We start from the raw sequence: 26,549 nt of genomic DNA, 5'->3' as shown, positions 1-26,549 counted from the left end.
TGTGCGGCTACATTCAGGTACGTGTTTACATCGAGGGGTCAATGACTGCTTTCAGGGTCTGGCCACCCTTGATGGAGGCCAAGGCTTGGGCTGCGTCTTTGATGGCATATCGTTGACCGATGAGAGCAGCCAGGGGCAAGCGCTCCTGCATGCGGGCTGCGAGGTGCATGGCTTGGTAATAGTGTTTGGGTTTGGGGAAGGTGGCACCGGCAACACGCATATTGCGGATGGTGATATCACGTGGTGCGATAGCCGCATTACCGATAGCACCCCATAACCCCAGAATGATGTAGCGGCCATGTTTGCCGGTCAGGTTCACACCTTCTGGAAATGCAGCAAGGGCGCCGGCTGCTTCTACAACTACGCTCGCACCTTGTGGGCCACACAACTCGCTCACCTGACCTAAGCGCTCCTCGCTGCTGAGCTCACCCAGTGCCAGAGTCGCTGTTGCACCGAAGCTGCGAGCCACCGCGAGTCGTTGAGGCGAATGGTCAAGAACGATGATCTGACGCGCCCCACAGAGTTGAGCGACCATGACTGCCGCCATGCCTACTGGGCCCGCGCCCTGAATCACTACCGAATCGGTGTAACTGACCGGTCCGCATTGTTCGAATCCGCGCAAGACTGTAGGCAGGGCACAACCTAATGCTGCGATGGCATCGACATCGGCCCCTTCAGGAAGGCGATAAAAGGCCATGCCATTGGGCAGCCAAGCATAGTCAGCGTAGCTGCCCCAATTAGGCTTCGATGCATTTTCAAAGAATGACGAGTTGTCGCAAGGCGTCTCGTCAAGAACGGTGCACGAATGGCAGCGGTGACACAGAGCTATAGGCGACCAATACACCAAATCACCGACGTTGATCGGCACTCCCGCGTAATCTGTAGTGACTCCGCTGCCTAACGTATCGATTCTGCCCACGCCCTCATGGCCTAGGACTACCGGAAAAGGCATCTGGCCTGCCGCCCCTGATGCGATGTGCTCATCACTTCCGCAAACGCCGCCCACCACGACCTGAACAAGAATGCCGCCAGGTTCTGGCGGCATGATGGGTACTTCCCAGGTTTCAATTGTGGCCGTTTTCACCAAAACAGCTGCTTTTCCGTATCTCATGGCAAGCTTCCTACTGCTAGTGTATGTTTTTGATCGGGGTGTTGCTGGTGGGCGCGTTGGTGGCAAGGGGGTGTTTAAGAGGTTGCAATGCGCGCATTACGTTGTGCAACCACGACACCGTGCGGTAACTACCGATCTCGTCGAAGGGAACCCAGCAGCCGGCATCGTTCTCCCAATTGAGGGTGATAGTGTCGACCATGCTGAAAAAATGAAAGGCATGGACTCTCCAGACCAATCCATCGCCGCCCACTAGGTCGATCTGCGCAGTCGCCCCCAGAATTAAGCTGTCGCTACTAATCCCAACCTCTTCCTCAACCTCCGTGACGGCCTGAGTCAATGGTGAGTAAGAGTCGGACAGATAGCCGGTGATGCAATGCCACAGTCCAATATCGCCAGTGACTTGGCGGCTGCGGCGAAACAATCCGATTCGGCCCTGATGCGAGAGAAGGGCTGCCACCACTTGGTGGTCTGCCAAGCGGCAGGGTTGTTCTTCTTCAATAACATCGAATGACATTTTGACCTCCTCACCCCGAGATGAAGCCGCAGGCGGCTCCACCCCAAGGATGCATGAGCTGTCTGTCAGCTTTGGTTGACCAGGGGGATTACTTCCTTGGCCAAGCGCTGCAGCGACTCAATGTACGGCTCAGGATTATCAATATTGTCGTGTGAGTTCACGACAATTTGTCCCAAGCCACCGCAGTGCTCAATCATGCGTTCGATCTTGCGTGCTACGGTTTCCGGAGAACCGCAGAGCCAGACATGCTCGGCTAGGAAGTCAAGGTCGACTTGGCTGGGGTCGATGTCCTGGCCGGAGTCTTTGATGATGCCTTCGAAGAGGTTGAACTTCTTGTAGATGGGGAACAGGTAGTGTTTCCAGCTTTCTCCGAGGCCACTGGCAATCGCACGCCTCTTGGCCTCGGCGTCGCTGTCGGCGACGAAGATATCCCTGGTCACCCGAAAGCGTGAGCGAGCCGTCTCAAATCCATTCGCTTGCGCTGCGGTCGCCCAGGTATCCCAGTGCGAACGCATGACTTCAAAGCCGCCAAAAAAAGAGATAGGGCTGTAGTTGCGTTCACCGGCCCACTTGAGTGAGGAAGAGTTCTTGGTGAGACCGGTGACGGCAATTTCCATGCTGTCGCGTCCACCGTACGGGCTGTTGTCGGCTAGAATCACGTCGTAGCCGGGCATGTCGTCCGGGCCTGGATACCCGGCCTGGAAATACTTGCCGGTTTCCTGGAATGGTTCGCGCTTCCAAACCTTTTCAATCAGGTCCAACGCTTCGAACATCTGTTCCTGCAACACACTGATGTTGGGGAAGCCATGTAGAATTGCATCAGTATGATGGCCACCTGGAGCGACGCCCAGGAAGTAACGGCCTTCAAGCACCTGCGACAACCAACCCACTTGAATAGCAAGGGTGGCGGGGTTGTGATAAGGCAGCAGGTGCGCCATGGGCGCAAAACGGATCTGCTTTGTCAAATTGGCAGCCGCGCCGATGATGATTTCCGGGCAGGGCACATTTTCCCAAGCCAGCGTCGAATGCTCGCCAATCATGAAATCGGCGTAGCCGGCTTGATCTGTAACAGTTGCCATGAGCAGCGACCAGTCGAAGACTTGGCGAGCCGTACGATGGGGAAGGGTGTATGGGGTGTGGAAAATGCCGCATTTCATTGTGCTTCTCCTACGTTTTTATTCTTGTTCAAAACCCAGTGATCAAACGTATATGCCAGTCGCATCCTTGCTGGAGAAACGCGGCGCAACCAGACTTGCGAATTTCTCCAGTTCCTCGTTGTTCTGATCAGGGTTGAGGTGACCTTGACCGAACATGAGGAACAGTTCGTTGAAGCCCAACCGGTCATGCGCCTCACCAATGCGGTCGGCAATTTCATCGGCTGAGCCGATGAGGACATTGGGCATGCGCTGACCGAACGGGATAAACCACTTGTCCCAGAACCATTGATGTTCAGCCATCAGTTCCTTCGCCTTACCCTTGTCATTGGTGAGCATCAGGAAACCACCCCAGGCCGCAACTTCTTCACGTGGAACTTCGTTGCCTGCCGCCTTGGCGCTTTCGGCATAGCGTTTCCACAAGGCCTCACAGAAATCGAGATCGCCGGAGAGGACAATGGGCTTACCGCCTTCTCGCGCCCAGAAATCGACGGTTTTCATGCTGCCGGCGAAGCCACCATAAATGCGTGGGTGGGGCTTTTGGTAGCAAAGGGGGGCAATGCCGATCTGACGGACTATGCCATCCGCATCCATCCCTTTGCCAAACTCAGCATAAGCGGGGTGCCCGGCTGAACCGCCATTTGGTGGGAACTGCCAGTGCTTGCCTTTGTGGCTGAACACATCGTTAGTCCAGGCCTTTTTGATGACTTGAAGCGACTCTTCGAAGATTTCCCGATTTAGCTCGTCCATGGCGTCTTTGGACTTGACCATGTCAACGGTAGTCGCTGAAACCCCGCGGATTGCTGCGTAGGAATCAACCCAGCGGGCGTGATAGCCACGGGTAAAACCAACGAACAAGCGACCTTGCAGCATGTGGTCGAGCGTGGCGATCTCTTCCGCGATGCGCACCGGGTTATGAGTGGGCAGTGTGTAGCCCATGATGCCAGCCTTCATGCGCTTGGAATGCATCCCCACATACAGGCTGAACATGCCAGGATGGTTATTGATTTCGAAGCCTTCGATCTGGAGGTGGTGTTCCGGCTGGCAGTACCCCGCATACCCCAGTCCATCGGCAAGGCTCACGTAACCACGAACCTCTTCGAGGAATCGCTGGTACAGCTCAGGCCGTTGACCGGCCATTCCCGCTTCAATTTCGTAGCGTCTGCCAATTACTCCAGTCTGCATGAGATTGAATTTCATCTTCCGGCCTCTTTTTCTTGTCGTCACTAAGAGAATGTGTCAGGTTTTGTGCGCTGTCAACGCAGAAGTTGATTAGCACGGTAATCATTGCGGTCGTCGGGCAACCTTGTCAACTGAGGTGTTGATCGTGATTGCGGACGGTGTAGGATTGACCGGGAGTCGATCAACACAGGAGTTGAAAATGATGCGTGATACGGTTAGCGGTCAGGGAGAAGGGGCTTCCCTCGTGATAGAAGGACGCGTGGCAACCATCACCCTCAATCGTCCAGAGACATTCAATGCGCTGGATATCTCCATGGCTCGCTGCTTGGCGCGGCAGGCACGAGAGGTCGAGTCATGCACGGATGTGCATGTATTGGTGCTCCAAGGAGCAGGGAAAGTGTTTTGTGCGGGTGGTGACATCGGATTGTTTATCGCCAACGCCGCCAATCTGGCCCCGGCTATCTCTGAGCTTCTCACCCACTTGAATGATTTTTTGCTGACGCTAAGGCGCATGCCTCAGCTGGTGATCATGCGCATTCATGGCATAGCTGCGGGGGCTGGAATGTCGCTCGCTGGTATGGGGGATATCTGCATCTGCACTAAAACCAGTAGGTTCCGACCCGCCTATGCAACACTCGGTGTATCACCCGATGCCGGCGCGTCGGTTGGCATAGTGCAATCGCTTGGCGCACCTCAAGCGTTGCAGCTGTTCCTGTTACAGGATGAGATTACGGGCCCAGAAGCCCTGCAGTGTGGGCTGGCGACACAGGTAGTTGATGACGATCAACTCGATGCCGTCATTCACGCTCATGTCCAGCGGCTTTCCCACTTCAGCTCAGAAGCGATAGCGGCCACCAAGCGTCTGTTCTGGCAATCAGCGCAGACCCCAATGGGGCAGCAGTTGGGGGACGAATTGAGGGCAATCCTGAATTGTATGGCCACCGCACAATTCCACGACAACATCGAACGGTTTGCCGCTCGCCGAAAGTCGTAGACACTGCGCCATCTCAGCCCCCGGCAGGGGGCAATCGCAGTTGAGATTCATGCATCGCCTACCAATCAGGACTCTCCTGCCCGCTCGATCAGGTGAAGCACCTTGGCAACCGCATTGCCTTCTTCTGCACTGATCGCTGAAAAAAGCTGTTCGCGCAAATCTGTAAGAATCTGATCAAGCTTGTTAGCCAGGTCCCGTCCGGCTTTGGTCAAGTGCAGGGTATTGGCGCGGCGATCACTTGGATCACTTTTCCTCTCGAGCAGACCACTCTGTTCAAGTTCATTAAGTGAGCGGACAACCGCTGCAGGATCGATGCCTGCTGCTTCGGCTATGGCTTTCTGCCTCAGGCCATCGCCTTTGTATGCCAGCACCAGTACCGGCGCAGCCAGCGATAGCGAAATCCCATGGGCAGCAAACGCATTACCGACTACCCGTTGCCAGGCCCTCCCAGCCGGGAGAATGGTCCACGTGAGATCCACCTTCCAGTCGCCAGTCGAGTTAATTGTCGAGTCAATCATTGGGGTGTTCCAAGTTTATTGCGCAGTTCGAAGCGGCCAGTGCCTACGGATGCACTCATCCGTCCGTGCGTTGCCGCGGGGAGTAAAGCATGGGCGCGCACAACAGAAAAGCGATGTGAGTCAACCAAGCTGCAATTTAACGGTGAAGGGGGTTCACATTTCCTGTCGTGGGAGTCACGGCTGCGCCACTGAATGCGCTTACCGCACGGATGGGCTCCACCTGTCGCTGCAAGGGCAAATCCGATGATGGCACATTGAAATAGTTGACGCGTCAATGAATGTTCTATTCAATGTTCATGCAAGCTAGGCCTGAAGGGATTCCGCAGGCACGGTCGTTTCCATTAATCCAGAGCAAATCGCCGGGAGGCAGCATGGGCAGAGTTAACGGGAAAGTCGCCATCGTAACGGGTGCAGGGGGTGGGCAAGGCGAAGCTGAAGCTCGCCTGCTCGCTGCTGAAGGAGCGAAAGTGGTTGCTACAGATATTAATCTGGACCGTGTCACACGGGTGGTGGCGGAAATCAACGAGCAATACCCGGGCAGTGCGATGGCCCTCTGGCATGACGTATCGTCGCAATCGGACTGGCAGGACGTGGTGGAGCAGACGGTTGCTGCGTTCGGTCCGATCACTATTTTGGTTAACAACGCAGGGATTTTGGCGCCTGCTGCCTATGACAAGGTGACATTCGAACACTGGCAAAAAACCATGAATGTCAATGCCTGGAGCCAATTCGTAGGCATGCAGACTGTTATTCCGCACATGCGCGCGGCAGGTGGTGGTTCAATCATCAACGTTGCCTCGTTAGCGGTGGTTAATGCCTGCGGCCGCTTCACGGCGTACACCGCCAGCAAGGGAGCTGTGGATGCGATGTCGCGGGCGGCAGCGATCGAACTGGCCGGTGATAATATTCGGGTCAACTCGGTCAACCCAGGGGTGATTCACACCGACATGGTCGATGATGCATTCCCAGACCAACAGGCCATGGATGAAGTCATTGCCGCCCAGCCGTTGCGTCGCATGGGGCGACCCATCGATGTGGCTTATCTGGTCCTGTACTTGGCCAGTGACGAATCGTGGTTCACCACCGGCACCTCTCAAACGATCGATGGCGGTATGTCTGTAATGGGCGGCGTTTCACCGCACATTGATCGTTGATCCCTGGCAAAAAATCTGAAATCACGTTCGCACATTAATCGTTTGTCGATTTAAAGGTGTGAAGAACTACGGGCTGCGTAGATTGCATTCCTGCGGTTGTAATTTGCGCAGCCTTTAGCGCCGGATAGTTATGAATACCAAGTAAGCCTCTCTGTGAGGCTTCTTGGCATGCTCCTGCGCTCAGTACATTGATATGAGTATGGCTCTTAGTGCAAACACTGAATGGGCCATATATGTGGAGAAATACAAAATGCGTTTAAAGAGATCTAGAACTATTGCCCAGGTGTTCGTGCCAATGGCAATAGTCGCCGCCCTGAGCGGTTGCAATCAGGAGGAGGCGGTAGTCGCTGCGCCTGCACCCAAGGTCGGGGTCTTTACCGTGCATGCCCAACCCTTGGCACTGACCAGTGACCTGCCGGGCCGCACGGTGGCTTATCGTGTAGCAGAGGTACGCCCTCAAGTATCAGGCATTTTGCAAAAACGGCTATTTGCTGAAGGCGCTCAAGTTCGCGAAGGGCAGCAGCTCTATCAGATCGACCCACGCACCTACGCCGCGCAGTTGGCACGTAGTGAGGCAACGCTGGCAACTACTGGCAATCTCGCCAAGCGTTATGAGCGTCTATTGCAGGCGAATGCCGTCAGTCGGCAAGAGCACGATGATGCGGTGGCAGCCTGGCAGCAGGCGCAGGCCGATTATCAGATGGCCCGAATCAATGTGCAGTACACCAAGGTCATGTCGCCTATCTCGGGACGGATCGGTCGCTCTGACGTCACAGAAGGTGCATTGGTTACCAACGGTCAAGCCCAGCAATTGACCACGATCACCCAGCTGGATCCGATCTATGTGGATGTAACCCAGCCGATCACCAAAATGCTCGGCTTGCAGAAAGCAGTTGAGTCTGGCCGGTTGCAAGGGAGTGGTGAAGAGCAGGCAAAGGTCAGCTTGGTGCTGGATGACGGAAGTACTTATCCGATTCCTGGCGTTCTCAAGTTTTCCGAGGTTCGTGTAGACCCGACCACAGGCTCGGTAACCTTGCGGGCCGAATTCCCGAACCCACAGCACAGGTTGTTGCCGGGCATGTTTGTGCGGGCGCAGTTGACCGAAGGCGTACAACAGCGAGCCATGCTGGTTCCGCAGCAAGCTGTCGTTCGGGATGCTCGCGGTAATCCATCGGTCTGGGTAGTCAAAGCCGATAACAGCGTCGAGCGTCGCGCTGTCGAAACCTTGAGAACCGTGGGTAATGCCTGGCTGGTTGGGAACGGAATCAATGATGGAGATAAGGTAATCACCGAGGGTGTGCAAGCGGTCCGTAACGGCATTGCCGTAGAGCCACAAGCCGCGTCGAATGTAAGCCTGGTCGCAAATTTCGATCAGCCTGCAGTTGCAGCCGACTGAGGAGCTATTGTCCATGTCCCGTTTTTTCATCGATCGACCCATTTTCGCTTGGGTAATAGCGATAGCGGTCATGCTCGCCGGTGCCGTTTCGCTGATCAAGATGCCGATCAGCCAGTATCCGAACATTGCCGCGCCGGCCGTGTCGATACAAGTGTCTTACCCCGGTGCCTCGGCACAAACCGTACAAGATACCGTTGCCCAAGTAATTGAGCAGCAACTCAGCGGTCTTGATGGCTTCCGTTACATGTCGGCTGAAAGTAATTCCGACGGCAGTATGACAATCATCGTGACCTTCGAGCAGGGTGTCGATCCAGACATTGCTCAGGTCCAGGTTCAGAACAAGTTGCAGCTGGCCACTCCAAGACTTCCTGAAGAGGTGCAGCGTCAAGGTCTGCGCGTGGTGAAGTATCAGCAGAACTTCTTTTTGGTTATCGGCTTAGTGGACAAGAGCGGCAATATGTCGAGCTTCGACCTGAGCAACCTGATTGCCTCGGACCTGCAAGATTCGATTTCCCGTGTGGATGGTGTCGGCGACATTTTGTTGTTCGGCGCACCCTACTCAATGCGCATCTGGCTTGATCCTGCCAAGCTCAACAGCTATCAGTTGACCCCAACTGATGTTGCCACTTCGATCAAAGAGCAAAACGTACAGGTCTCTTCTGGCCAGCTGGGCGGCCTGCCAACACGCAGTGGCGTCCAGCTCAATGCCACCGTGATCGGCAAAACGCGCATGACCACGCCGGCTGAATTTGATGAAGTGCTGCTGAAGGTCAATGACGACGGATCCCAGGTTCGGGTCAAAGATGTGGCCAAGGTGGAGCTGGCTGCTGACACATATTCGATCAGCACTAAGTTTGGTGGTCATGCATCGTCAGGGCTGGCATTGCGCCTCGCACCTGGAGGCAATTTGCTGCATACCGCCGAGGCTGTTAGGGCTGTGGTGGAGAAGTTCGAGAAGAACCTACCTGAAGGCGTCGAAGTCAATTACCCCTATGACACGACACCCGTGGTGGACGCATCGATCGAGTCAGTCCTGCACACGATTTTCGAAGCGGTGATCCTGGTGTTCATCGTGATGTACCTGTTCCTGCAAAGTTTCCGCGCAACGCTGGTACCCACCTTGGCGATCCCTGTAGTGTTGCTGGCTGCGTTCGCGGTGTTGCCGATGTTCGGTATCGGCATCAACGTGTTGGTGATGTATGCGATGGTCCTGGCGATCGGCTTGCTTGTGGATGATGCCATCGTGGTGGTCGAGAACGTCGAACGGCTGATGCACCTCGAAGGATTGTCTCCGAAAGAAGCTACCCGCAAGTCCATGGGGCAGATATCCGGCGCACTGGTCGGTATTGGCATGGTGCTATCCGCAGTTTTTGTGCCAATGGCTTTCTTTGGGGGCTCTGCCGGCATCATCTACAAGCAATTTGCTGTGACGGTGGTGGTCTGCATGGCGCTGTCGGTGCTGGTAGCGCTGATCTTCACGCCCGCCTTGTGCGCCACCATTCTAAAAGCTCCGCACGCCGGCGAGCATCATGAGAAAAAGGGCTTCTTCGGCTGGTTCAACCGTAGCTTCGACAATGGTACGCAGCGTTTCGAGCGCGGCGTCGGCGCAATGCTACGAAGCCGTGGCAAATACCTGGTGATCTTCCTGCTCATCACGGTCGGTACCGGATTCCTGTTTACTCGCATTCCGAGCGCGTTCTTGCCTGGCGAAGATCAAGGCGTACTGATGGTTGAGGTCCGGATGCCGGCTAATGCTTCAGCAGAACGCACGGAAGCCGTACTTACGCAGGTACAGACATACCTGCAAGAGGAGGAGGGTGACACGGTCAACTCTACCCTCACGGTCAACGGCTTCAACTTCGCCGGCCGTGGGCAGAATGCTGGGCTTGGCCTGGTCATGCTCAAGGACTGGGGGGAGCGTAAAGGTAAAGGACAGGACGTTGTCAGTCTGGCGGAACGTGCCAACAAATATTTCGCCACTATCAAAGATGCGACAGTGGTTGCCTTTGTGCCGCCTGCCATTTTCGAAATGGGCAACGCAATGGGCTTCGACCTCTACCTTCAGGACGATGCTGGCCGCGGCCATACCGCGCTGATGGAGGCGCGCGATCAGTTCCTGCAACTGGCAGGTGAAAATCCGGTACTACGCTCTGTCCGTGCTAACGGCAAGGATGACGAGCCGCAGTACAAGGTCAGTATTGATGATGAAAAAGCACGAGCGCTGCAAGTCAGCATCCAAGATATCAACGACACCATGTCGGCAGCCTGGGGCTCGATGTACGTCAACGATTTCATCGACCGCGGACGCGTGAAGCGTGTCTATCTGCAAGGTGTGGATACCGCCCGTATTTCGCCCGAGGACTTTGACAAGTGGTATGTCCGTAACAAAGTCGGTCAGATGGTGCCATTTTCCGCCTTTGCCAAAGGCGAGTGGGTCTATGGATCGCCCAAGTTAGAGCGCTTCGGTGGTATCTCAGCCGTACAAATTCTGGGTGAACCAGCTCCAGGTTACAGCTCCGGCGAGGCGATGATTGCGATCGCGCAAATCATGCAGAAACTGCCTGAAGGCGTCGGCTTGAGTTACAACGGCTTGTCCTATGAGGAGATCAAGACTGGCAGCCAGGCGCCCATGCTCTATGCCTTGACCGTACTGATCGTGTTCCTCTGCCTGGCTGCTTTGTATGAAAGCTGGTCCGTGCCGGCGGCCGTGATGCTGGTGGTACCGCTGGGGGTTCTCGGTGCGGTACTCGCTACCTTGTGGCGTGATCTGACCGCTGACGTGTACTTCCAGATTGGTTTGATGACGACCGTAGGCTTGAGTGCGAAGAACGCCATCCTGATCATTGAATTTGCCAAAGAGCTGTACGAGCGTGAGGGCATGCCACTGGTGAAAGCTGCAGTCGAAGCAGCACGGTTGCGTCTGCGTCCCATCGTGATGACATCGCTTGCTTTCACCTTCGGTGTCTTGCCTATGGCTTTGGCAACTGGTGCAGGCTCTGGTAGCCAGCACTCGATTGCCACGGGTGTGGTAGGTGGGATGATCACCGCGACGGTGCTCGCTGTGTTCTTCGTTCCCCTGTTCTATGTGGCTGTCGTGTCGCTGTTTGAGCGTCGCAAGAAATCCGCATTGGTTGAGGTAGAGCAAGCATGAAATTCACTATCTTGCCTCTAACCTTCGTCATGGCCCTAGGTGGGTGCTCACTGATACCTGACTACCAACAGCCGGACTCGCCCATTGCGAACACGTGGCCACAAGGCGAGGCTTATTCTGCGTCAGCAAGCACGAACACCGCACAGTCGCTTCAGTGGCAGCAGGTATTTCGTGACCCGGCGCTGCGCCAACTCATCGGCTTAGCCCTCGAGCATAATCGCGATTTGCGTCAGGCGGTATTGAACGTCGATGCTTATCGTGCGCTGCACCGCATTCAACGCTCAGCGCTTGCGCCGAGCGTTGAAGGAGGATTCGCCAGCAGTCGCACGCGCTTGCCGAAAGACCTCTCCACCACTGGGGAGTCGGGCATCCAGAGTGAGTACGATGTGACGCTGGATGTTGCCTACGAGGTCGATATTTTCGGCCGCCTGCGTAGCTTGAGCCAGGCCGCTCAGGAGGAATACCTTGCTTCTGAGCAGGCACGGTACGGCGTTCAAATCACGCTCGTTGCCGATGTGGCCAACGCCTATCTGGCCTGGGTAAGCAAACACTCTCAACTATCGCTTGCTCGATCATCCCTACGTAACTACACAGCCAATCTCGAGTTGATCGATCAACGGTTTGGGTCGGGTACCGCTTCTGAGATTGACGTTCGACAGGCCAAGAGCTTGGTCGGGGAAGCGCAGGCACGCGAAGCGCGCTACCTGAGGGAAGTGGCGCAGGCGGCTAACGCCCTGGAGGTGCTGATCGGCACTCAATTGCCGAATGCAACCGCACCACGCGATAGCCTGGATGAGGAGATGATCGCGCAATTCCCGGCGGGCCAGCCTTCTAGTCTGCTGCTGCGGCGACCGGACATCAGCGCTGCCGAGCACCGACTGTTGGCTGCGAATGCCAACATCGGCGCTGCCCGGGCCGCTTTCTTCCCCAGCGTAACACTCAGTGCCGCTGCGGGTACTGCAAGTAGCGACATCGGTGGGTTATTCAACGGCGGTTCAGGTGTGTGGCAATTTGTCCCGCAAGTTAATATTCCGATCTTCAACGCAGGACGTTTGAGTGCCAATCTGGACTATGCGCAGATTCAGAAGGACATCAATGTTGCGCGCTACGAGAGCAGCATTCAAAGCGCCTTCCGAGAGGTCGCAGATGGCCTGGCGGCGCGAGCGACTTACGGTAAACAGCTGCACTCGCAGTCGATGTTGGTGGATAACAATCAGCACTATTTCAGCTTAGCTCAACAACGCTACAGCGAAGGCGTGGACAACTACCTGGCTGTGCTCGACGCCCAGCGCGAGCTTTTCAGTGCCCAGCAGCAACTGATTGAGGATCGACTGAATCAGCTACAAAGCGAAGTGAATCTGTTCAAGGCGCTCGGCGGGGGCTGGCAGAGCGAACCTTCGTCGCTGGCTAAGGATGCTTCCTATCCAGCTCCGGCCGCCTAGCGGAGTACGTTTTTCTTGCCACGTGCAAGTCGCCAGTCAAGGGAGTGGCTGGCATTTTTTTGCGTCCGAGTATGCACAGAAGCATGCGAGGGGAGCGATGGAAGCAAAGACTCAAAATATTACCGTCTCAGCGAAGTGCGTTGATGGTGAAACTCATCGCAGGGGCAGAGTGAAGCGGATAGGAGGGCTAATGGATATCTTCAACGCTATTAATGTATTCGTTCATGTTGCAGACAAGGGCAGCCAAAGCGCTGCGGCGGATTCACTCCACTGTTCCAAGCCTCAAGTGTCGAGGGTACTGTGTGAGCTGGAGCAGCATTTACAGGTTAAGCTCATTCACCGAACAACCCGCCAGCAGGCGCTGACGGATGCTGGCGCACGCTTCCTGCAACGCTGCAGGCTCCTGCTGGAGGATCTCGAGTCTGCTCAATTGGAGGCTGTCCGTTCGCGGCAAGAAGTGGCAGGCACATTGCGTATGCATGCACCCAACGGAATAGGTAAGCATTACATCATCCCGTTGATTGCCGAATTCCGCCATCAACATCCCGATTTAAGTATTGATCTTACGCTGAATCCAACTCCGCCGGACATGCTGGCGGGTGGGTATGATGTGGTCATTCTGGACAGCTGTGAGATTCCGGACTCTGCATTCATCTGCCAAACACTAGGGCGCTCGTACAGTGTGATTTGTGGGGCACCAGAATATTTGGCGAGACGAAGCGTACCTCACACCTTGTCCGATCTTTATGCGCACACCTGCCTTGAATTGGATGACGCAGCATTTCCGCATGGGTGGGAGATCGCTGGGCTGGATGCTGCTAAGTTTGAGCTTGGTCAGCAAGCCTTCAAAACCAACTTGGCCGATGGGGTAGCTGAAGCTGCGAAAGCTGGTCTCGGTCTGGCATTGCTCCCAGGTCACGCGGCAGCAGCAGGTATACGCTCGGGGGAATTGATCCGGGTGTTACCGGACGTTCAGGCCCATCATCGAGGAATCACTGCGCTCTATCCCTCTCGACGTTTCCTTTCGGCCAACGTGCGTAAGTGGATCGAGTATCTCAAAGTACAGATCCCCGCGCGTCAGCAAAAAGATAACGAAATCTTGAGCAGGTTCACGCGATCTGATCTATCGCGTCCGCCATTGCATAAAGTACCTGTTTATAATTGGTAACGCGTAGAGTATGAACTAGAGCTTACAGATGAATGCTGCCTTTACGTACCCGACAAAAAAACCAATAGGGGGGTGTATGAGTTGTCTTATTTGCGCAGGCCATGCTCAATCGATCGATTGCCCGGCAGGTTGGGAGGAGCGGAGCTGCCCGGCATGTGGGGACTACCTGATGTCGCATGCACTGATCATGATGATGATGGAAGAAGGGCAGATTTTTGATACCCGCCGCATGCGTGAGTGGCTCAAGATTCGACGCAGGGTGACGCTCAAGCCGACCGTCGATGTGCTGGAAGCCATTTTGCTCAGTTAGGAGAGGGGCGCGGAGGCCGGTTCTTTGATGACGACTGGCCCCCTCACACGTACGCCACCCAGGACGTCGACGAAAGAGTTTTTATGATTTGCTTAGATGACTCAAAATCCGCTCTTCAAAGGCCCGCAGGGTTCTGACGGCTGATTCAATTTCATCAGGATCAATGCCTGCAAACATTTCTTCGCGCAGTTCAGCTAACTGGTGTTCTACGCGAGTGGCCAATACTTTGCCTGCGGGCAGCAAATGCAGGGGCTTGATTCGTCGGTTGTTCGAAATTTCCCGCCGCTCACAAAGCCCCAGGGCTTCTGCCTGGTCCAATGTCCGCAGCATGGCTGCGGGGTTTACTCCCGCCAATTCTGCTAATGTGCTTTGTTGTGCACCGTCTCCAAGACGTGCCAGCAGAACGACTGCAGTCGCCACCGGAAAAGGTATCCCACTGTCCGCTGTTGCTGCTGCTGAAGCCTGTATCCACGCTCGCCTGACCGGTTGCAGTGCATTAGTAAGTTCAAACAGCCAATTTGATTCGCTCATCTGAAAGACGTCCTGAAATTATTGCCTTGTAAATTATATGTCTTTGTCTCCTCGAGTCAAAAGCGGACTGGTCTGCGGGCTGCGATGCTCTCATTGGTTGGTAATTCCTTACAACGAAGGTAATTCCGGCCACGCTACCAGCCTCCGCCGAGCGCAAGGAAAATTTGCACGCGGTCGTCTGCCAATTGGCCGCGAGCGGCCACGAGTGCGCTCTCGGTGGCTGCTAGTGTGCGCTCAGCGTCGAGTCGATCGAGGGTGGACACCGTCCCGCCAATGCCTCGGCGGTGGACAATATCCAACGACTTGCGACTCTCTTCACGTGCGACTTCAAGATCACGATACCAGTCCAGATGGCCTGCATAGGTCGCCAGCGCATCTTCCGTTTCCTGCAACGCCTTGAGCACTACGGCATCGAAGCGCGCCAGTGCAATACGCTCTTCTGCACCAGCCGCATCGATGCGTGCATGAGCGAGCTGCCGGTTAGGCAATGTCCAGGATATGACCGGCCCCAGACTGTAGTGAATGGCGGCATTGGCTAATGCATCGGTACCCATGCGGGCTGTAGTGCCAAGCCCGGCGCCCAAGCTTATAGAAGGGTATAGTTCAGCCGTTTCCACCCCGATTTTTGCCGTAGCGGCAGCTAATTCGCGTTCGGCTGCGCGCACGTCGGGGCGACGCCTGAGCAAGGTCATTCCGTCTCCAACGGGGATTGGTCGGGTCAATTGCGGAGGTGTAACGCACTCCTGCAATTGTGTAGGGAAATTTTCCGGACGACGGCCCAGCAACACCGCCAACTCATAGAGCGAAGACTTGCGTTGCGCTTCCTGCAATGGGATCTCAGCTCGCAACTGGGCGAGGAGTGCGCGCGCACGGGATAGGTCCAGTGAGGAATAGATGCCAGCCGTCGCGCCGCGCTGCAGCAGCGTCAAGCTCTGTTGTTGAAGAGCAACCGATTGTTGTGCAACGGCTTTCCTCTCACCTAACGAACAGATTTTGCCATAGGCCCGCACGACACGGGCAACAACTGTTGTGCGTGCTAAGTCGCGAGCGGCGGCAGTTGCTTGCAAGCTGGCTGTGCTCATCTCAAGAGTACGGCGCAGCCGCCCCGCGACATCGACCTCGTAGGAAATGCCAAGGGAAATATCATACTGACCATGCGCTTCACCTGCGGGGGAAAGACCTTTATTGGAGGATTGTGTCCAAGCAATTGCCGGCGCACCTTCGGGGGTGGCGACGTGCGTCTGTATGCTGCCTTGGCTCTGAACACCACGCAACGCAGCCTCGGAGACTTCGATGTTAGCGATAGCGACGCGAAGGTCCGTGTTGTGCGCTATGGCCTCTGCAACCAAATCGTCCAGCGCTGGAGCAGCATACAGTCGCCACCAATCTGACGGTAAATCTTGAGATTCATAGATGAGCTCATCCGAGGCTTCAAACTCCACCTGTGGCTTTTGCGACAAGCCCGCAGGCAACTGCGGTAGTTGGTAGTCCGGTCCTACTGCAGAGCAGGCTGAGAGTAACATACAGACAGCCGGTATGAATCGCGGTAGCCATCGACGCGGAGCTATTATCGGCATGCTCATTGCGCCATTTCCATATCTTCAAGCTCTATGGTCGCGGTGCGTCCGGCAATCAGGTGAACGCCTTCTGGCACCTCATCCAAGGTGATGCGCACTGGAATTCGCTGTGCTAAGCGGACCCAACTGAAAGTGGGATTGATGTTGGCCAGCATCGAGCCGGTCGATGTGCTGCGCTCCCGATCTTCAATGCCGGCCGAGAAACTTTCGACATGGCCCGACAGCGGGCGCGTTTCACCCATTATCTGGACTTTTGCCAAGCTTCCCGTGCGTATGCGTGCGAGCTTGGTCTCTTCGAAATAGCCCGCGATGTAATAGCTGTCTTCATCTACCAACGCCATGACGGGCTGGCCGGCCATGGCATAGGCGCCGGGCCTGAGTGAGAAATTGGTGACGATCCCGTTGACTGGGGCGCGCACCCTCGCACGGTCGAGATCAATTCGCGCACGCTCAAGGTCTGCGGCTGCCTGCTGGCGCCTTGCTGCGGCTTCTTTGGCCGCGGTCACACGCTGGTCGAATGCTTGCGGTGGGACCACGCCTTGCAAATTACGATATCGGCGCTGCTCGCGCTGCGCTGCTTCGTTCTGCGCTTCAGCAATAGCCAAGACAGCTTCAGCAGTTTTAAGCGCATTGCTCAACCTGTCTTTATCGACCGTGAAAAGCAGTTGCCCTTTTCGTACGCGCTGGTTGTCGCGCACTGAGACCTCGTCGACGCGGCCCGATACATCAGCGGCAAGCGCGACTACATCCGCGCGCACTTTTCCGTCGCGCGTCTGCGGGGCATATGTGTAGTACACGTAGATATACCAGGCAGCCGCCAAGGCCAGTGCACTCACGCTGAGCGTACCAGCGGTCTTCAGTAATCGAGACGACAAGTTGGAAAAGACACTCATATCAGGGATCAGCCATGTAGCCAGTGCGGGGTGGCAACCAGAACTACGAAGGCCAACCCCACCAGGACGAAGAAAACAGAAAGATCGAACAGCGTCCGACGCCAGATGTAGCGATAAAGATCAAGCGCGGCTAACAGGCGCGACAACAGGAGGCGACCGAGGAATGCGATCATCAAACAGAGCATCAGAGGCGAGAAGAGTACGCCTGCCACATTCAGTTCACCCGTCATACCGGCTCCTTTACAGGCTGCTGCGCTGCGCATAGTGCAAGTCGTAGCCCTATGAGCCCCCTTACCAGGCTATCGGGATACGGCCTGGCCTGGCGCCATACAAGGGCGATGGTCGTATCAATGGCATCGGTGAGCTCTGGGGTAAGTGCGAGTTCGTCACCCTTCAACGCTTCTCGTATGCGAGCGAGCAGACCCTCGCATACCCGACGGCGTTGGCCAGTCACGCCCTCCAGCGCTCGACGTGTGCTGCCGACCGCCATCCCAAGGCGCAGCCAGGCCAGCAGGCCAAGGCGTTGATATTGCAGTTGGTCATCCGCAGTGATCCGTGTTGCCAAGGCTGCTGCACGGTCCAACGCGCGGTTGGCATATTCGCCCAAGCTCCTTGCATCAGCGCGGTAGCTCAGTTTCAAGACATCGCGTCTCTCGAGCTTTATGAACCGTTCGCGCAGGTGCGCCGGTCCCATGTGGCGAATGGTTACCAAACAGAAGTAGCCCGTCAGGATACCCAATAAGCTGCCGCTGGCCGTATCAAGGAAAACCCCGAATTCCAGAGGCGTGTACTGAGCTTGAAGATTGATATTGCTCAGCGCGATGGCCATCATCAGCACAGCCATTGGATTGGTAGCGGCCCAGGCGCCGAGGGGCAGCATTACCATGGCCAGGACGAGCGCCAGGGATGGGAAGTCTTGAGCGAAGGGCAGCAGCCCATAAGCAACCACCGCCGCCAGCGCAAGGGCTAGAGCGTTGAACTTGCCGAATTTACCAATAGCCTTGCCGGCTTCGTCCAGATGACCAAAGAACCCAATTGCCACCATGCCCATCAGCGTCGCGTTGGCGCCCTGAGTCCAGCCGGTAATACACCACAGTGCAGCAACGGCGCTATAGGCCAGCGCAGCTGCCAGAAAAACCCGCCGGGCCATATAAAAGTCCGGTTGCAGGGGAAATGGCGCAGTTCCATGTGCCAGCGCTTTAAGCGCTGGGCTAAGCCGTTGGGGCTTTGCCAACCCCTCGGCAAGATGCTGGATGGTGCCCCAGATGCGCAGCACATCGCCGGCGACGTGTCGCAGATTGAGTTCTATCAACGTCGGCCATTCGTCTGCGGCGCTTGGCGTTGCTTCTGGTGAGCGCAGGTGCTCGTCAAGCTGGCTGTCCTGTGTGTTCGCCACTCGCCAGGTTGCTTCCAGCCACGCCAGCATTCTGCTCCGGCGATCTGGCTCAAGGCAGTCGAGATGCCCCCTGATTGAAGAGAGCATGGGCATCAACTGCAGCAGCCGATGCTGGATGGCCACTGCGTATTCTCGCTCCTGCCGATTCACCATCGGGTCGTAATCCAATTGGCTCACGAGCAATGACAGTGAGGTGATGTCGGTGATGCTCTTCTGTTGTTCAAGGCGGCCCTGTTCGCTATTGGGGCGGACGAGAAATTCGTCTTCAAGCCAACTACGCATATGGGGAATCCATTGACGGATCCGTTGGTGCAGTACGGGAGCTAATGAGCGTGGTGCAAGGATGCTATCGACTATCCAGCAGCAGAAGATGCCCAGACCGATCTCCAGAACGCGCGCTGCAGCGGTGTCGAATATCAACTGCGGTTGATCGATGCTGGCCAGTGCAACCAAGAGCAGTGTGACGCCGAAGAGTTGGTAGCCATAAGCCCTCGGTGTACGGTCAAGTACGGCCCAGGCAAAGGCTGCACAAGCTATCAGCCCGCTGACGGCCACCAGCATCAAAGGAATGGTGCTCAACATCCCAGCCAGTATGAGGGCACTTACGCCACCACACAGCGTGCCGGTGAAGCGATAGACGCTCTTGGAATAGACACCGCCCGTGGTCGGATTCATCACTACGCAGCAGGTCACGACGGCCCAATAACTCTGCGGCAGTGCCAGATGGACTGAGAGCCAGTAGGCCAACATGGCAGCTAAGAATAATTTAATGGAAAAGGTCCATCGGGACCGTTCGAAGAACATCGGCCTTACACTCGCGAAGCGTGCTGCACGCACACCGGTTCAACTGAGCCGGAGTTCGCTTCGGAGCCAATAGCCACAAGTGGAGTGGGCATCGGACGTCGGTCAGTACACCCTTGATCAGTTAGCATGGAATGCCTCTGCCATCACGCGTCGAAGTCATGCTGAATCGGTCGCTCATCAATGAATCGAGAAGAATTTACAAGATAACGATTTACAAGGCAACTGTTAGCATGGCATCTATTTATTCCTGCTCAGTCTGCAACGCTCGAAGGTTGGCGACGCCCTACGCTAGGTGAGGATTGACAGTGGCAAGGGGAATGCAATGAATTGATCTTGCCCAGTCCCAGTGGACACCCCGTTAAGCGATAAACTGCAACGAGGTGAATCATGGCAAGACAAGCAACCCCAATGAAACAGACCCGCACCCGCCATTCCCAAGCCTACAAGGACGAAGCGCTGGCTTTGGCCGAGCGCATTGGCGTTAGCAAGGCTGCCGAACAGCTCGGCCTGCATGCTTCCCAGCTCTACGGCTGGCGGAGCAAGAAGCACCAGACTCAGGCCGGCAGCGAGCGCGAGCAGTCGCTGGCCGACGAGAATGCCCGACTCAAGCGGCTGTTGGCCGAGCACGCCGAGGAGCTGGCCATCGTAAAAAAGGCCGCCGCGTACTTTGCCAAGAGCCTCAAGTGAAGTACGCCTTCATGAGGACTCATACCGCGCATTTCTCGATCCAGGCCATGTGTCGCGTGTTGGGCGTTGCCCGCAGCGGTTACTACGCTTGGTGCTCTCGCAGGCCGTCAATGCGCCAGCGGCGAAGAGCCGAACTGGATCGGCAGGTCGCTCAGGCATACAGCGCACGCAAGGGCCGCAGCGGGGCTCCACGGCTGTGCCACGACCTGCGGGAAGCCGGCCTACCCTGCAATCGCAAGACGGTAGCCGCCTCGATGCAACGGCAAGGACTGCGTGCCAAGGCCGCCAAGAAGTTCAAGGCCACGACCAATTCTCAGCACTCCCTGCCAGTGGCAGAGAACTTGCTCAAGCAGGATTTCAAGGCATCTGCGCCAAATCAGAAATGGGTGGGTGACATCACCTACCTGCATACGGAGGAAGGCTGGCTGTATCTGGCAGTGGTCATCGATCTGTATTCACGGATGGTGATCGGCTGGGCCATGAACGAACGCATGACGGCCGACTTGGTTTGCTATGCCTTGCACATGGCGCTGTGGCGACGCAGGCAGCCTAATGACGTGATCGTGCATAGCGACCGCGGCAGCCAGTACTGCTCAGCGGCTTACCAGGAGCTGATCCGCGCCCATCACTTGCGATGCAGCATGAGCGTCAAAGGCAACTGCTACGACAATGCCTGTGCAGAGAGCTTCTTCCACAGCCTGAAGGTCGAGTGCATCCACGGCGAGCGCTTCACGAGCCGCGCCCAGATGCGTGAAACCGTGTTTGAATACGTCGAAACCGATTACAACCGCCAGCGGCGACACAGCACGCTGGGGCACATCAGCCCAGAGGCCTTCGAGGCCAGGATGTGTGCTTAAACCCGTGTCCACGGCTGCTGGGCAAGATCAAACCGGTAAGGAAGTTCCCTATGTGGACATTCCAGTAAATGATTACGCGGCGGCGCTCAAGCAGGCAGGACTACCGGAGGCTTTTGCTTTGGGATTGGCATCCTGGGATGTTGATGCCGCCAACGGCGCGCTATTCAATCAGGACCACCAATTGTCCAAGCTCTTAGGACGTCCTACTACGCCATTTGAGGACGTTGTCAAAGGTGAGCTGGGGCGGCTCGCGGCCCGATGATTCTTGATGTTCGCAAGAGATCATGCCATGGATAGCTGCTCCTCCAATCGCCGCCAAGGCGCCAGGAGGATAAGGAGTGAAGGCATTTGGGGGTACGTCGTGTGAGGGAAGAGCCCATCCATACGATTAGCTAGGAGCCCCATCTTTGGGTGTTCAGCGCCTCGACAATCGAAGTGGCTAGGTTGCCTGAGAATACTGGCAACTAATGACTTATTAATATATTAATGAATGTGCTGGCATCAGCCAGCACCATTCATTTACATGATCCTCAGGCCCGCATGCACCCCCGAACACCCTCACTCACCCTCACGCTTTTACAGGCTCGAGAAGCCACGATGGCATTCTTTCGCCCTTCATTGAATACTCATGAACTGACAGAACAACAATGGCGTGTCGTCCGTATTCTGCGCAGACAAGAGGAACTGGAAAGCTATCAGTTGGCGGAGCTTGCCTGCATTCTCAAGCTCAGTATGACCGGCGTCCTGAAGCGTCTTGAGCGAGACGGGCTGGTGGCCAGGCGCAAGTCGCAGGTCGACCAGCGAAGGGTTTTGGTCAGTTTGACAGTGAAAGGCCATCAGGCCTTTCTGGCAATGAGCGAGGAGATGAAGGACGGCTATGAAAAAATCGTCAAGCAAGTTGGTGAAGACAATCTGCAGCTACTCATGCAGCTACTCAATGACATGAAAAATATCAAGCCCTAAGCTAAAGGTCTTTGTCCTTTATTGGCTGACTAATTGAAGCGCTAACAGAAAACGGCGCCAGTGGCACCGCTTTCACCAGCAAACTAAAATTCAGTAGACCCCATCGCGTGCAGTGTTTTGTTGTGGGGCTTCCTTAAATTTTCCGACAAGGCCCTGAAGACCTCGCATCAGCACCGTGGTATCGACGCCGACTGCCACGAAGGCGGCGCCCAGCTCGATGTACCTCCGAGCCAGTTTCTCGTCCGCGCTGAGAATGCCCGCAGCCTTGCCCGCCTTGCCAATGCGCGCGATTGCGTCTTCAATCGCCGCCTGCACCTCCGGGTGCCCGGGGTTGCCCCGATGCCCCATGGCCGCACTCAGGTCCGCAGGCCCGATGAACACGCCATCCACACCCTCCACTGCAACGATCTCGTTCAGGTTGGCCAGGCCTTCCTTGTTCTCGATCTGCACCAGCAGGCACATCTGCTCATCAGCGTGGTCCAGGTAACCGGGGATGGTGTTCCAGCGCGAAGCCCGCGCTAGCGCACTCCCCACCCCGCGAATGCCCTTGGGCGGGTACTGCATGGCATTGACCAGTTGCTGCGCCTGTTCAGCAGTTTCCACCATCGGCACCAGCAAGGTCTGCGCGCCGATATCCAGCACCTGCTTGATCAGCGCGGTGTCACCGATCACCGGGCGGATCACCGCCTGGCTGGGGTAGGGCGCCACCGCCTGCAACTGGGCGAGCATGCCGCGCAGGTCGTTGGGCGCGTGTTCGCCGTCGATCAGCAGCCAGTCGAAACCGGCATTGGCCGCCAGCTCTGCGCAATAGGCATCGGCCAGGCCGAGCCACAGGCCGATCTGCGGTTCACCGCTGCGCAGGCGTTGCTTGAAGTGGTTGATGGGCATGTCCATGGGCAAGTCCTCAAACGAAGCGGCAGGCGATGGAGCCGAGCATGTCGTAGTCGACGTGGAAGGTGTCACCAGGGCGTGCGGCGACCGGGCGGGTGAACGAACCCCCAAGGATGATCTGGCCGGGCTGCAAGGTGACATCGTACGGGGCCAGTTTGTTGGCCAGCCAGGCAACGCCCTTGGCCGGGTGGTTGAGCACGGCGGCGCTGACCCCGGACTCCTCGATCACGCCATTGCGGTACAGCACCGCCGGCACCTTGCGCAGGTCGATTTCGGTGGGGCGTACGGCCCGCCCGCCCATTACCACACCGGCATTGGCGGCATTGTCGGAGATGGTGTCGAACACCTTGCGGGTGGCCTGGGTTTGCGGGTCCACCTGCTGGATGCGCGCGTCGATGATCTCCAGCGCCGGGATCACCCATTCGGTTGCGTCCAGCACATCGAATACGGTGACGTTCGGGCCCTTCAGCGGTTTGCCGAGGATGAACGCCAGCTCCACTTCAACGCGTGGCACGATGAAGCGCTCGAAGGGGATGTCGCTGCCTTCGTCGAACAGCATGTCATCGAGCAGGGCACCGTAGTCGGGCTCGGTGATGTTCGACGACACCTGCATGGCGCGCGAGGTCAGGCCGATCTTGTGGCCCACCAGCTTGCGCCCTGCGGCGATCTTTTTCGCGACCCAGGCGCGCTGGATGGCGTAGGCGTCTTCGATGGTGATTGCCGGTTGCTCCAGCGAGAACTGGCGCACTTGCTCGCGGGAACGTTCGGCCTGGTCCAGGCACTCGGCCGCTTGCTGGATGAAAGAGTTATCGAGCATCGTGAAATCTCATGGTTTGAGGGTTAACAAACCGCACAGCGAGTAGCTCCAATTGAATTACCGGTCACTGTGCGTGACTTGTCAGCACTCGCTGTTTCAGACGGGTCTGCTAAATAGTGGATGCAAACTGCTGTGCTTAGCGTCATAGACCTGTTCACGACTTTCGTCGATCTGCACTGTGATGCCGATCGGTCTCTGTCGCAGTAAATCGTCCAGATGACTTCTCAGTACGTGTAAAAGGCCGTCGCCGACGCGCTTGTGAACGGCATCGGAGCGGCCGCTACCCATACGTAAATTCGCGTAGAGAAACCCATAGGGGCCTTGACCGTCGGCTACCGCGCAGTGAGCGGCTGGATAGGCCAGCACGCGGGTACCGCCGGTGGGGAATACCGGCTTGCCGCTCTCGTCACGCTGTTCGAGCATGTTGTCGGCTAGGGCGCGGCACAGATCGGCGATCTTGGCGTCGGCTTCGAGGTCGGGGGTGTAGAGCAGAACCAGGTGGGGCATGGGGCTTCTCGGGGCGCGAAGTGCTGACCTCCACTCGGGGCGGCCAGCAGGTTTTCAGAGGCGGCTGGTGGACACTACGGCTGCCAGGTTTGCGGCCTGGGCCGGAGGAATGGCCGAGCCGTCTTGTGGAGTGACCGGGAAGATCGCGTTGATCTGACCTGTGCCAGAAGAGCCGAAGTAGGGCGTCACTACCTCGGCTTTGCCGTCGTAATTCGACCACCCGAGGGCGCCCATCAGCATCGCGGTATCATGCATGAAGCCCTCGCCATGTCCTTTTGCGGCGTACTCCGGAAGCATTCCGCAGAAGGCTTCCCACTCGCCGTCTTGCCACATCTGCACTACACGGTGATCGAGGGTTTCCAGGAACGGGCTCCACACCTTGGTGGCGAAGTCCGGCGCCTGTCCGTTCTGGGCGAAGCGGTGCGACAGTGAGCCGCTGGCGAGGAACGCCACGGTGCCATCGTAGTGGTCTTCCACCGCCTTGCGCATGGCCCAGCCCAGTCGGGCGCTGTCGGCCAGATAATGGGAAGTGCAGAGCGCCGAGACCGAGATCACTTTGAAGTGCTGGTCCTGGTTCATGTAACGCATCGGCACCAGTGTGCCGTACTCCGGGCCGAGAGTGGTGGCGTGGTGGGCCATGGTTTCGACATTGAAGCGGTTGCATTCTTCGGTCAGCAGCAGGCCGAGTTCACTGTTGCCGGGAAACTCATAGGGCATGTTGCTGATGAAGTGTGGCAGCTCGTTACTAGTGTAAACACCCGCGAAGTGCGGCCCACAAAGGACGTGGTAGTTGGCGTTGACTAGCCAGTGGGTGTCGAATACGACGATGGTGTCCACTCCCAGTTCACGGCATCGGCGGCTGATTTCGTAATGTCCGTCGATGGCCGCTTGGCGGAAACCCTGGCGTGGGCCCGGCAGTTCGGACAGGTACATGGAGGGGACATGAGTGATCTTGGCGGCGAGTGCCAGCTTGCCCATGATGTAACTCCTAATTGTTGTGAAGTCATCGAGTCGGTACCCAGGCTATCCGTCAGAACCGTCTACGTACCGACCCGATGACGAAAGTGTTACACCCCCCAACGAGGGATGTGGTGGCTGCCCATAGAAATACAGACGTTTTTGATTTCGGCAAAGACTTCGAAGCTGTACTGGCCACCCTCACGCCCGGTACCGGAACCTTTCACACCACCGAACGGCTGGCGCAGGTCGCGTACGTTCTGGCTGTTGATGAAAACCATGCCGGCCTCGATGCCACGCGCCAGGCGGTGGGCCTTGCCGATGTCCTGGGTCCAGATGTAGGAGGCCAGGCCGTACTCGGTGTCGTTGGCCAGTTGCAGCGCCTCGGCTTCGTCCTTGAACGGGATCAGGCACACCACCGGGCCGAAGATTTCTTCTTGGGCAATGCGCATCTTGTTGTTCACGTCGGCGAACACGGTGGGCTGGATGAACTGCCCTTTGGCCAAGTGCGCCGGCAGGTTGGCCGGGCGCTCCAGGCCGCCTGCGACCAAGCGTGCGCCTTCTTCGATGCCGATGCGGATATAGCCGGTGACCTTGTCGTAATGCTGCTGGGTGATCATCGAGCCGACCTGGGTTTTCGGGTCGGTCGGATCACCGACGATCAGGCGCTTGGCGCGGGCAGCGAACTCGGCAACGAACTGTGGATACACGCTTTCCTGGATGAAAATGCGGCTGCCAGCGGTGCAGCGTTCGCCGTTCAGCGAGAAGATGGTGAACAGCGCGGCGTCCAGCGCGCGTTCCAGGTCGGCGTCTTCGAAGATCAGCACCGGCGACTTGCCGCCCAGTTCCATCGAGTACTTTTTAAGGCCCGCAGTCTGCATGATCTTCTTGCCGGTGGCGGTGCCGCCGGTGAAGGAAATGGCGCGCACATCCGGGTGGCGCACCAGTGCATCGCCGGCAGTAGCGCCGTAGCCCTGGATCACGTTCAGCACACCGTTGGGGATGCCGGCTTCAACAGCCAGGCGGCCCAGTTCGTTGGCGGTCAGTGGCGACAACTCGCTCATCTTCAATACGGCGGTGTTGCCCAGGGCCAGGCACGGCGCAGTCTTCCAGGTAGCCGTCATGAACGGTACGTTCCACGGGCTCACCAGGCCGCACACACCCACTGGCTGGTACAGGGTGTAGTTGAGCATCTGGTCGTCGACCGGGTAGGTGTGGCCGTCCATGCGCGTACACACTTCGGCAAAAAAGTCGAAGTTGTGCGAGGCACGCGGAATCAGCACGTTCTTGGTCTGGTGGATCGGCAGGCCGGTGTCGAGGGTTTCCAGCTCGGCCAGTTTTGGCACGTTCTGCTCGATCAGCTCACCCAGCTTGCGCATCAGCCGGGCACGTTCCTTGGCCGGGGTATTGGCCCACTTGGGGAAGGCTTCCTTGGCCGCAGCTACGGCTTGGGCCACTTCTTCGGCGCCGCCGCTGGCAACTTCGCAAATGGCATCGCCGGTGGCCGGGTTGTAGTTGACGAAGGTGTCTTTGCTCTCGACCTCACGGCCGTTGATCCAGTGCTTGATCATGCTG

Annotated in this window: 25 protein-coding genes; 10 read left to right on the top strand and 15 right to left on the bottom strand. The window is 57.0% G+C overall.

Features of this window, described 5'->3' with window-relative positions:
- Positions 1-25: 25 nt before the first annotated feature.
- From DM807_RS19155 to DM807_RS19140, 4 genes are all read right to left on the bottom strand, one after another.
- A complete protein-coding gene (locus DM807_RS19155; RefSeq protein WP_179027744.1) occupies positions 26-1,111 on the bottom strand; it encodes a zinc-binding dehydrogenase in 1,086 nt (361 codons plus the stop codon).
- 16 nt (positions 1,112-1,127) lie between these two features.
- Entirely contained in the window at positions 1,128-1,625 is a 498-nt protein-coding gene (locus DM807_RS19150; RefSeq protein ID WP_179027743.1) for an NUDIX hydrolase, read from the bottom strand.
- Between the two features lie 65 nt (positions 1,626-1,690).
- Entirely contained in the window at positions 1,691-2,782 is a 1,092-nt protein-coding gene (locus tag DM807_RS19145; RefSeq protein ID WP_179027742.1) for an LLM class flavin-dependent oxidoreductase, read from the bottom strand.
- Between the two features lie 42 nt (positions 2,783-2,824).
- Positions 2,825-3,979 carry an LLM class flavin-dependent oxidoreductase gene (locus DM807_RS19140; RefSeq protein ID WP_159266415.1) on the bottom strand — a complete coding sequence of 385 codons (1,155 nt, stop codon included), beginning with the start codon at positions 3,977-3,979 and terminating at the stop codon, positions 2,825-2,827.
- A gap of 181 nt (positions 3,980-4,160) precedes the next feature.
- On the opposite strand from DM807_RS19140, the gene DM807_RS19135 reads away from it, so the two are divergent.
- The gene (locus DM807_RS19135; protein WP_179027741.1) at positions 4,161-4,955 is read left to right on the top strand and encodes an enoyl-CoA hydratase/isomerase family protein; all 795 of its coding nucleotides are present in this window, start codon (positions 4,161-4,163) and stop codon (positions 4,953-4,955) included.
- A gap of 65 nt (positions 4,956-5,020) precedes the next feature.
- Here DM807_RS19135 and DM807_RS19130 read toward each other — a convergent pair whose 3' ends face one another.
- Positions 5,021-5,473 (bottom strand): MarR family winged helix-turn-helix transcriptional regulator, encoded by a 453-nt coding sequence (locus tag DM807_RS19130; RefSeq protein WP_044288738.1) that lies wholly within the window; start codon positions 5,471-5,473, stop codon positions 5,021-5,023.
- A gap of 278 nt (positions 5,474-5,751) precedes the next feature.
- Between DM807_RS19130 and DM807_RS19125 the strand changes: the two genes are divergently transcribed.
- From DM807_RS19125 to DM807_RS19100, 6 genes are all read left to right on the top strand, one after another.
- Positions 5,752-6,627: an SDR family NAD(P)-dependent oxidoreductase gene (locus DM807_RS19125; RefSeq protein ID WP_218647996.1), complete on the top strand. Its 876-nt coding sequence runs from the start codon at positions 5,752-5,754 to the stop codon at positions 6,625-6,627.
- Positions 6,628-6,922: 295 nt separating this feature from the next.
- A complete protein-coding gene (locus DM807_RS19120; RefSeq protein WP_411828696.1) occupies positions 6,923-8,023 on the top strand; it encodes an efflux RND transporter periplasmic adaptor subunit in 1,101 nt (366 codons plus the stop codon).
- A gap of 13 nt (positions 8,024-8,036) precedes the next feature.
- Complete coding sequence (locus DM807_RS19115) at positions 8,037-11,174, top strand: efflux RND transporter permease subunit (RefSeq protein ID WP_179027740.1); 3,138 nt, start codon at positions 8,037-8,039, stop codon at positions 11,172-11,174.
- Positions 11,171-12,616, top strand: a complete 1,446-nt coding sequence (locus tag DM807_RS19110) for an efflux transporter outer membrane subunit (RefSeq protein ID WP_010792960.1) — start codon at positions 11,171-11,173, stop codon at positions 12,614-12,616. The genes DM807_RS19115 and DM807_RS19110 overlap by 4 nt, the downstream gene beginning before the upstream one ends.
- 190 nt (positions 12,617-12,806) lie before the next feature.
- The gene (locus DM807_RS19105; protein ID WP_179027739.1) at positions 12,807-13,784 is read left to right on the top strand and encodes a LysR family transcriptional regulator; all 978 of its coding nucleotides are present in this window, start codon (positions 12,807-12,809) and stop codon (positions 13,782-13,784) included.
- Positions 13,785-13,953: 169 nt separating this feature from the next.
- Positions 13,954-14,094 carry a hypothetical protein gene (locus DM807_RS19100; protein ID WP_179027738.1) on the top strand — a complete coding sequence of 47 codons (141 nt, stop codon included), beginning with the start codon at positions 13,954-13,956 and terminating at the stop codon, positions 14,092-14,094.
- An 81-nt stretch (positions 14,095-14,175) separates the two neighbouring features.
- Here the strand turns inward: DM807_RS19100 and DM807_RS19095 are convergent, their stop codons facing one another.
- From DM807_RS19095 to DM807_RS19075, 5 genes are all read right to left on the bottom strand, one after another.
- Positions 14,176-14,625, bottom strand: coding sequence for a MarR family winged helix-turn-helix transcriptional regulator (locus DM807_RS19095; RefSeq protein WP_179027737.1), 450 nt, complete (start codon positions 14,623-14,625; stop codon positions 14,176-14,178).
- 134 nt (positions 14,626-14,759) lie between these two features.
- Positions 14,760-16,148: an efflux transporter outer membrane subunit gene (locus tag DM807_RS19090; protein WP_179027736.1), complete on the bottom strand. Its 1,389-nt coding sequence runs from the start codon at positions 16,146-16,148 to the stop codon at positions 14,760-14,762.
- 56 nt (positions 16,149-16,204) lie between these two features.
- On the bottom strand, positions 16,205-17,095 hold the full coding sequence (locus tag DM807_RS19085; RefSeq protein ID WP_179027735.1) for an efflux RND transporter periplasmic adaptor subunit: 891 nt from the start codon (positions 17,093-17,095) through the stop codon (positions 16,205-16,207).
- A gap of 8 nt (positions 17,096-17,103) precedes the next feature.
- Complete coding sequence (locus DM807_RS19080; protein ID WP_159266407.1) at positions 17,104-17,325, bottom strand: DUF1656 domain-containing protein; 222 nt, start codon at positions 17,323-17,325, stop codon at positions 17,104-17,106.
- Complete coding sequence (locus tag DM807_RS19075) at positions 17,322-19,295, bottom strand: FUSC family protein (RefSeq protein WP_179027734.1); 1,974 nt, start codon at positions 19,293-19,295, stop codon at positions 17,322-17,324. Before DM807_RS19075 ends, DM807_RS19080 begins: the two co-directional genes overlap by 4 nt.
- Before the next feature lie 387 nt (positions 19,296-19,682).
- On the opposite strand from DM807_RS19075, the gene DM807_RS19070 reads away from it, so the two are divergent.
- The 3 genes from DM807_RS19070 (at position 19,683) to hpaR (ending at position 21,802) form a co-directional block, all read left to right on the top strand.
- Positions 19,683-20,839 (top strand): IS3 family transposase gene (locus tag DM807_RS19070; protein WP_179027733.1). Its coding sequence is split into 2 segments (ribosomal slippage): positions 19,683-19,941 and positions 19,941-20,839, totalling 1,158 coding nucleotides; the frame shifts between segments, so codons are not numbered across the junction.
- Positions 20,840-20,843: 4 nt separating this feature from the next.
- Entirely contained in the window at positions 20,844-21,101 is a 258-nt protein-coding gene (locus DM807_RS19065; protein WP_218647995.1) for a Rossmann-fold NAD(P)-binding domain-containing protein, read from the top strand.
- 278 nt (positions 21,102-21,379) lie between these two features.
- On the top strand, positions 21,380-21,802 hold the full coding sequence (gene hpaR, locus DM807_RS19060; protein WP_179027869.1) for a homoprotocatechuate degradation operon regulator HpaR: 423 nt from the start codon (positions 21,380-21,382) through the stop codon (positions 21,800-21,802).
- A 90-nt stretch (positions 21,803-21,892) separates the two neighbouring features.
- Here the strand turns inward: hpaR and hpaI are convergent, their stop codons facing one another.
- The 5 genes from hpaI to hpaE form a co-directional block, all read right to left on the bottom strand.
- Positions 21,893-22,696 (bottom strand): 4-hydroxy-2-oxoheptanedioate aldolase, encoded by an 804-nt coding sequence (hpaI, locus tag DM807_RS19055; RefSeq protein ID WP_179027732.1) that lies wholly within the window; start codon positions 22,694-22,696, stop codon positions 21,893-21,895.
- Between the two features lie 10 nt (positions 22,697-22,706).
- Positions 22,707-23,510 carry a 2-oxo-hept-4-ene-1,7-dioate hydratase gene (gene hpaH, locus DM807_RS19050; protein WP_179027731.1) on the bottom strand — a complete coding sequence of 268 codons (804 nt, stop codon included), beginning with the start codon at positions 23,508-23,510 and terminating at the stop codon, positions 22,707-22,709.
- Positions 23,511-23,606: 96 nt separating this feature from the next.
- A complete protein-coding gene (locus DM807_RS19045; protein WP_179027730.1) occupies positions 23,607-24,017 on the bottom strand; it encodes a 5-carboxymethyl-2-hydroxymuconate isomerase in 411 nt (136 codons plus the stop codon).
- Between the two features lie 54 nt (positions 24,018-24,071).
- Positions 24,072-24,995 carry a 3,4-dihydroxyphenylacetate 2,3-dioxygenase gene (gene hpaD / locus DM807_RS19040; protein WP_179027729.1) on the bottom strand — a complete coding sequence of 308 codons (924 nt, stop codon included), beginning with the start codon at positions 24,993-24,995 and terminating at the stop codon, positions 24,072-24,074.
- 89 nt (positions 24,996-25,084) lie between these two features.
- Positions 25,085-26,545 carry a 5-carboxymethyl-2-hydroxymuconate semialdehyde dehydrogenase gene (hpaE, locus tag DM807_RS19035; RefSeq protein ID WP_043199800.1) on the bottom strand — a complete coding sequence of 487 codons (1,461 nt, stop codon included), beginning with the start codon at positions 26,543-26,545 and terminating at the stop codon, positions 25,085-25,087.
- Positions 26,546-26,549: the final 4 nt, after the last annotated feature.

The organism is Pseudomonas hunanensis, from assembly GCF_013393325.1.
GTDB classification, from domain to species: domain Bacteria; phylum Pseudomonadota; class Gammaproteobacteria; order Pseudomonadales; family Pseudomonadaceae; genus Aquipseudomonas; species Aquipseudomonas putida_P.
The sequence above is the reverse complement of the archived record's forward strand: the minus strand, read 5'-3'. Positions and strand labels throughout refer to the sequence as shown.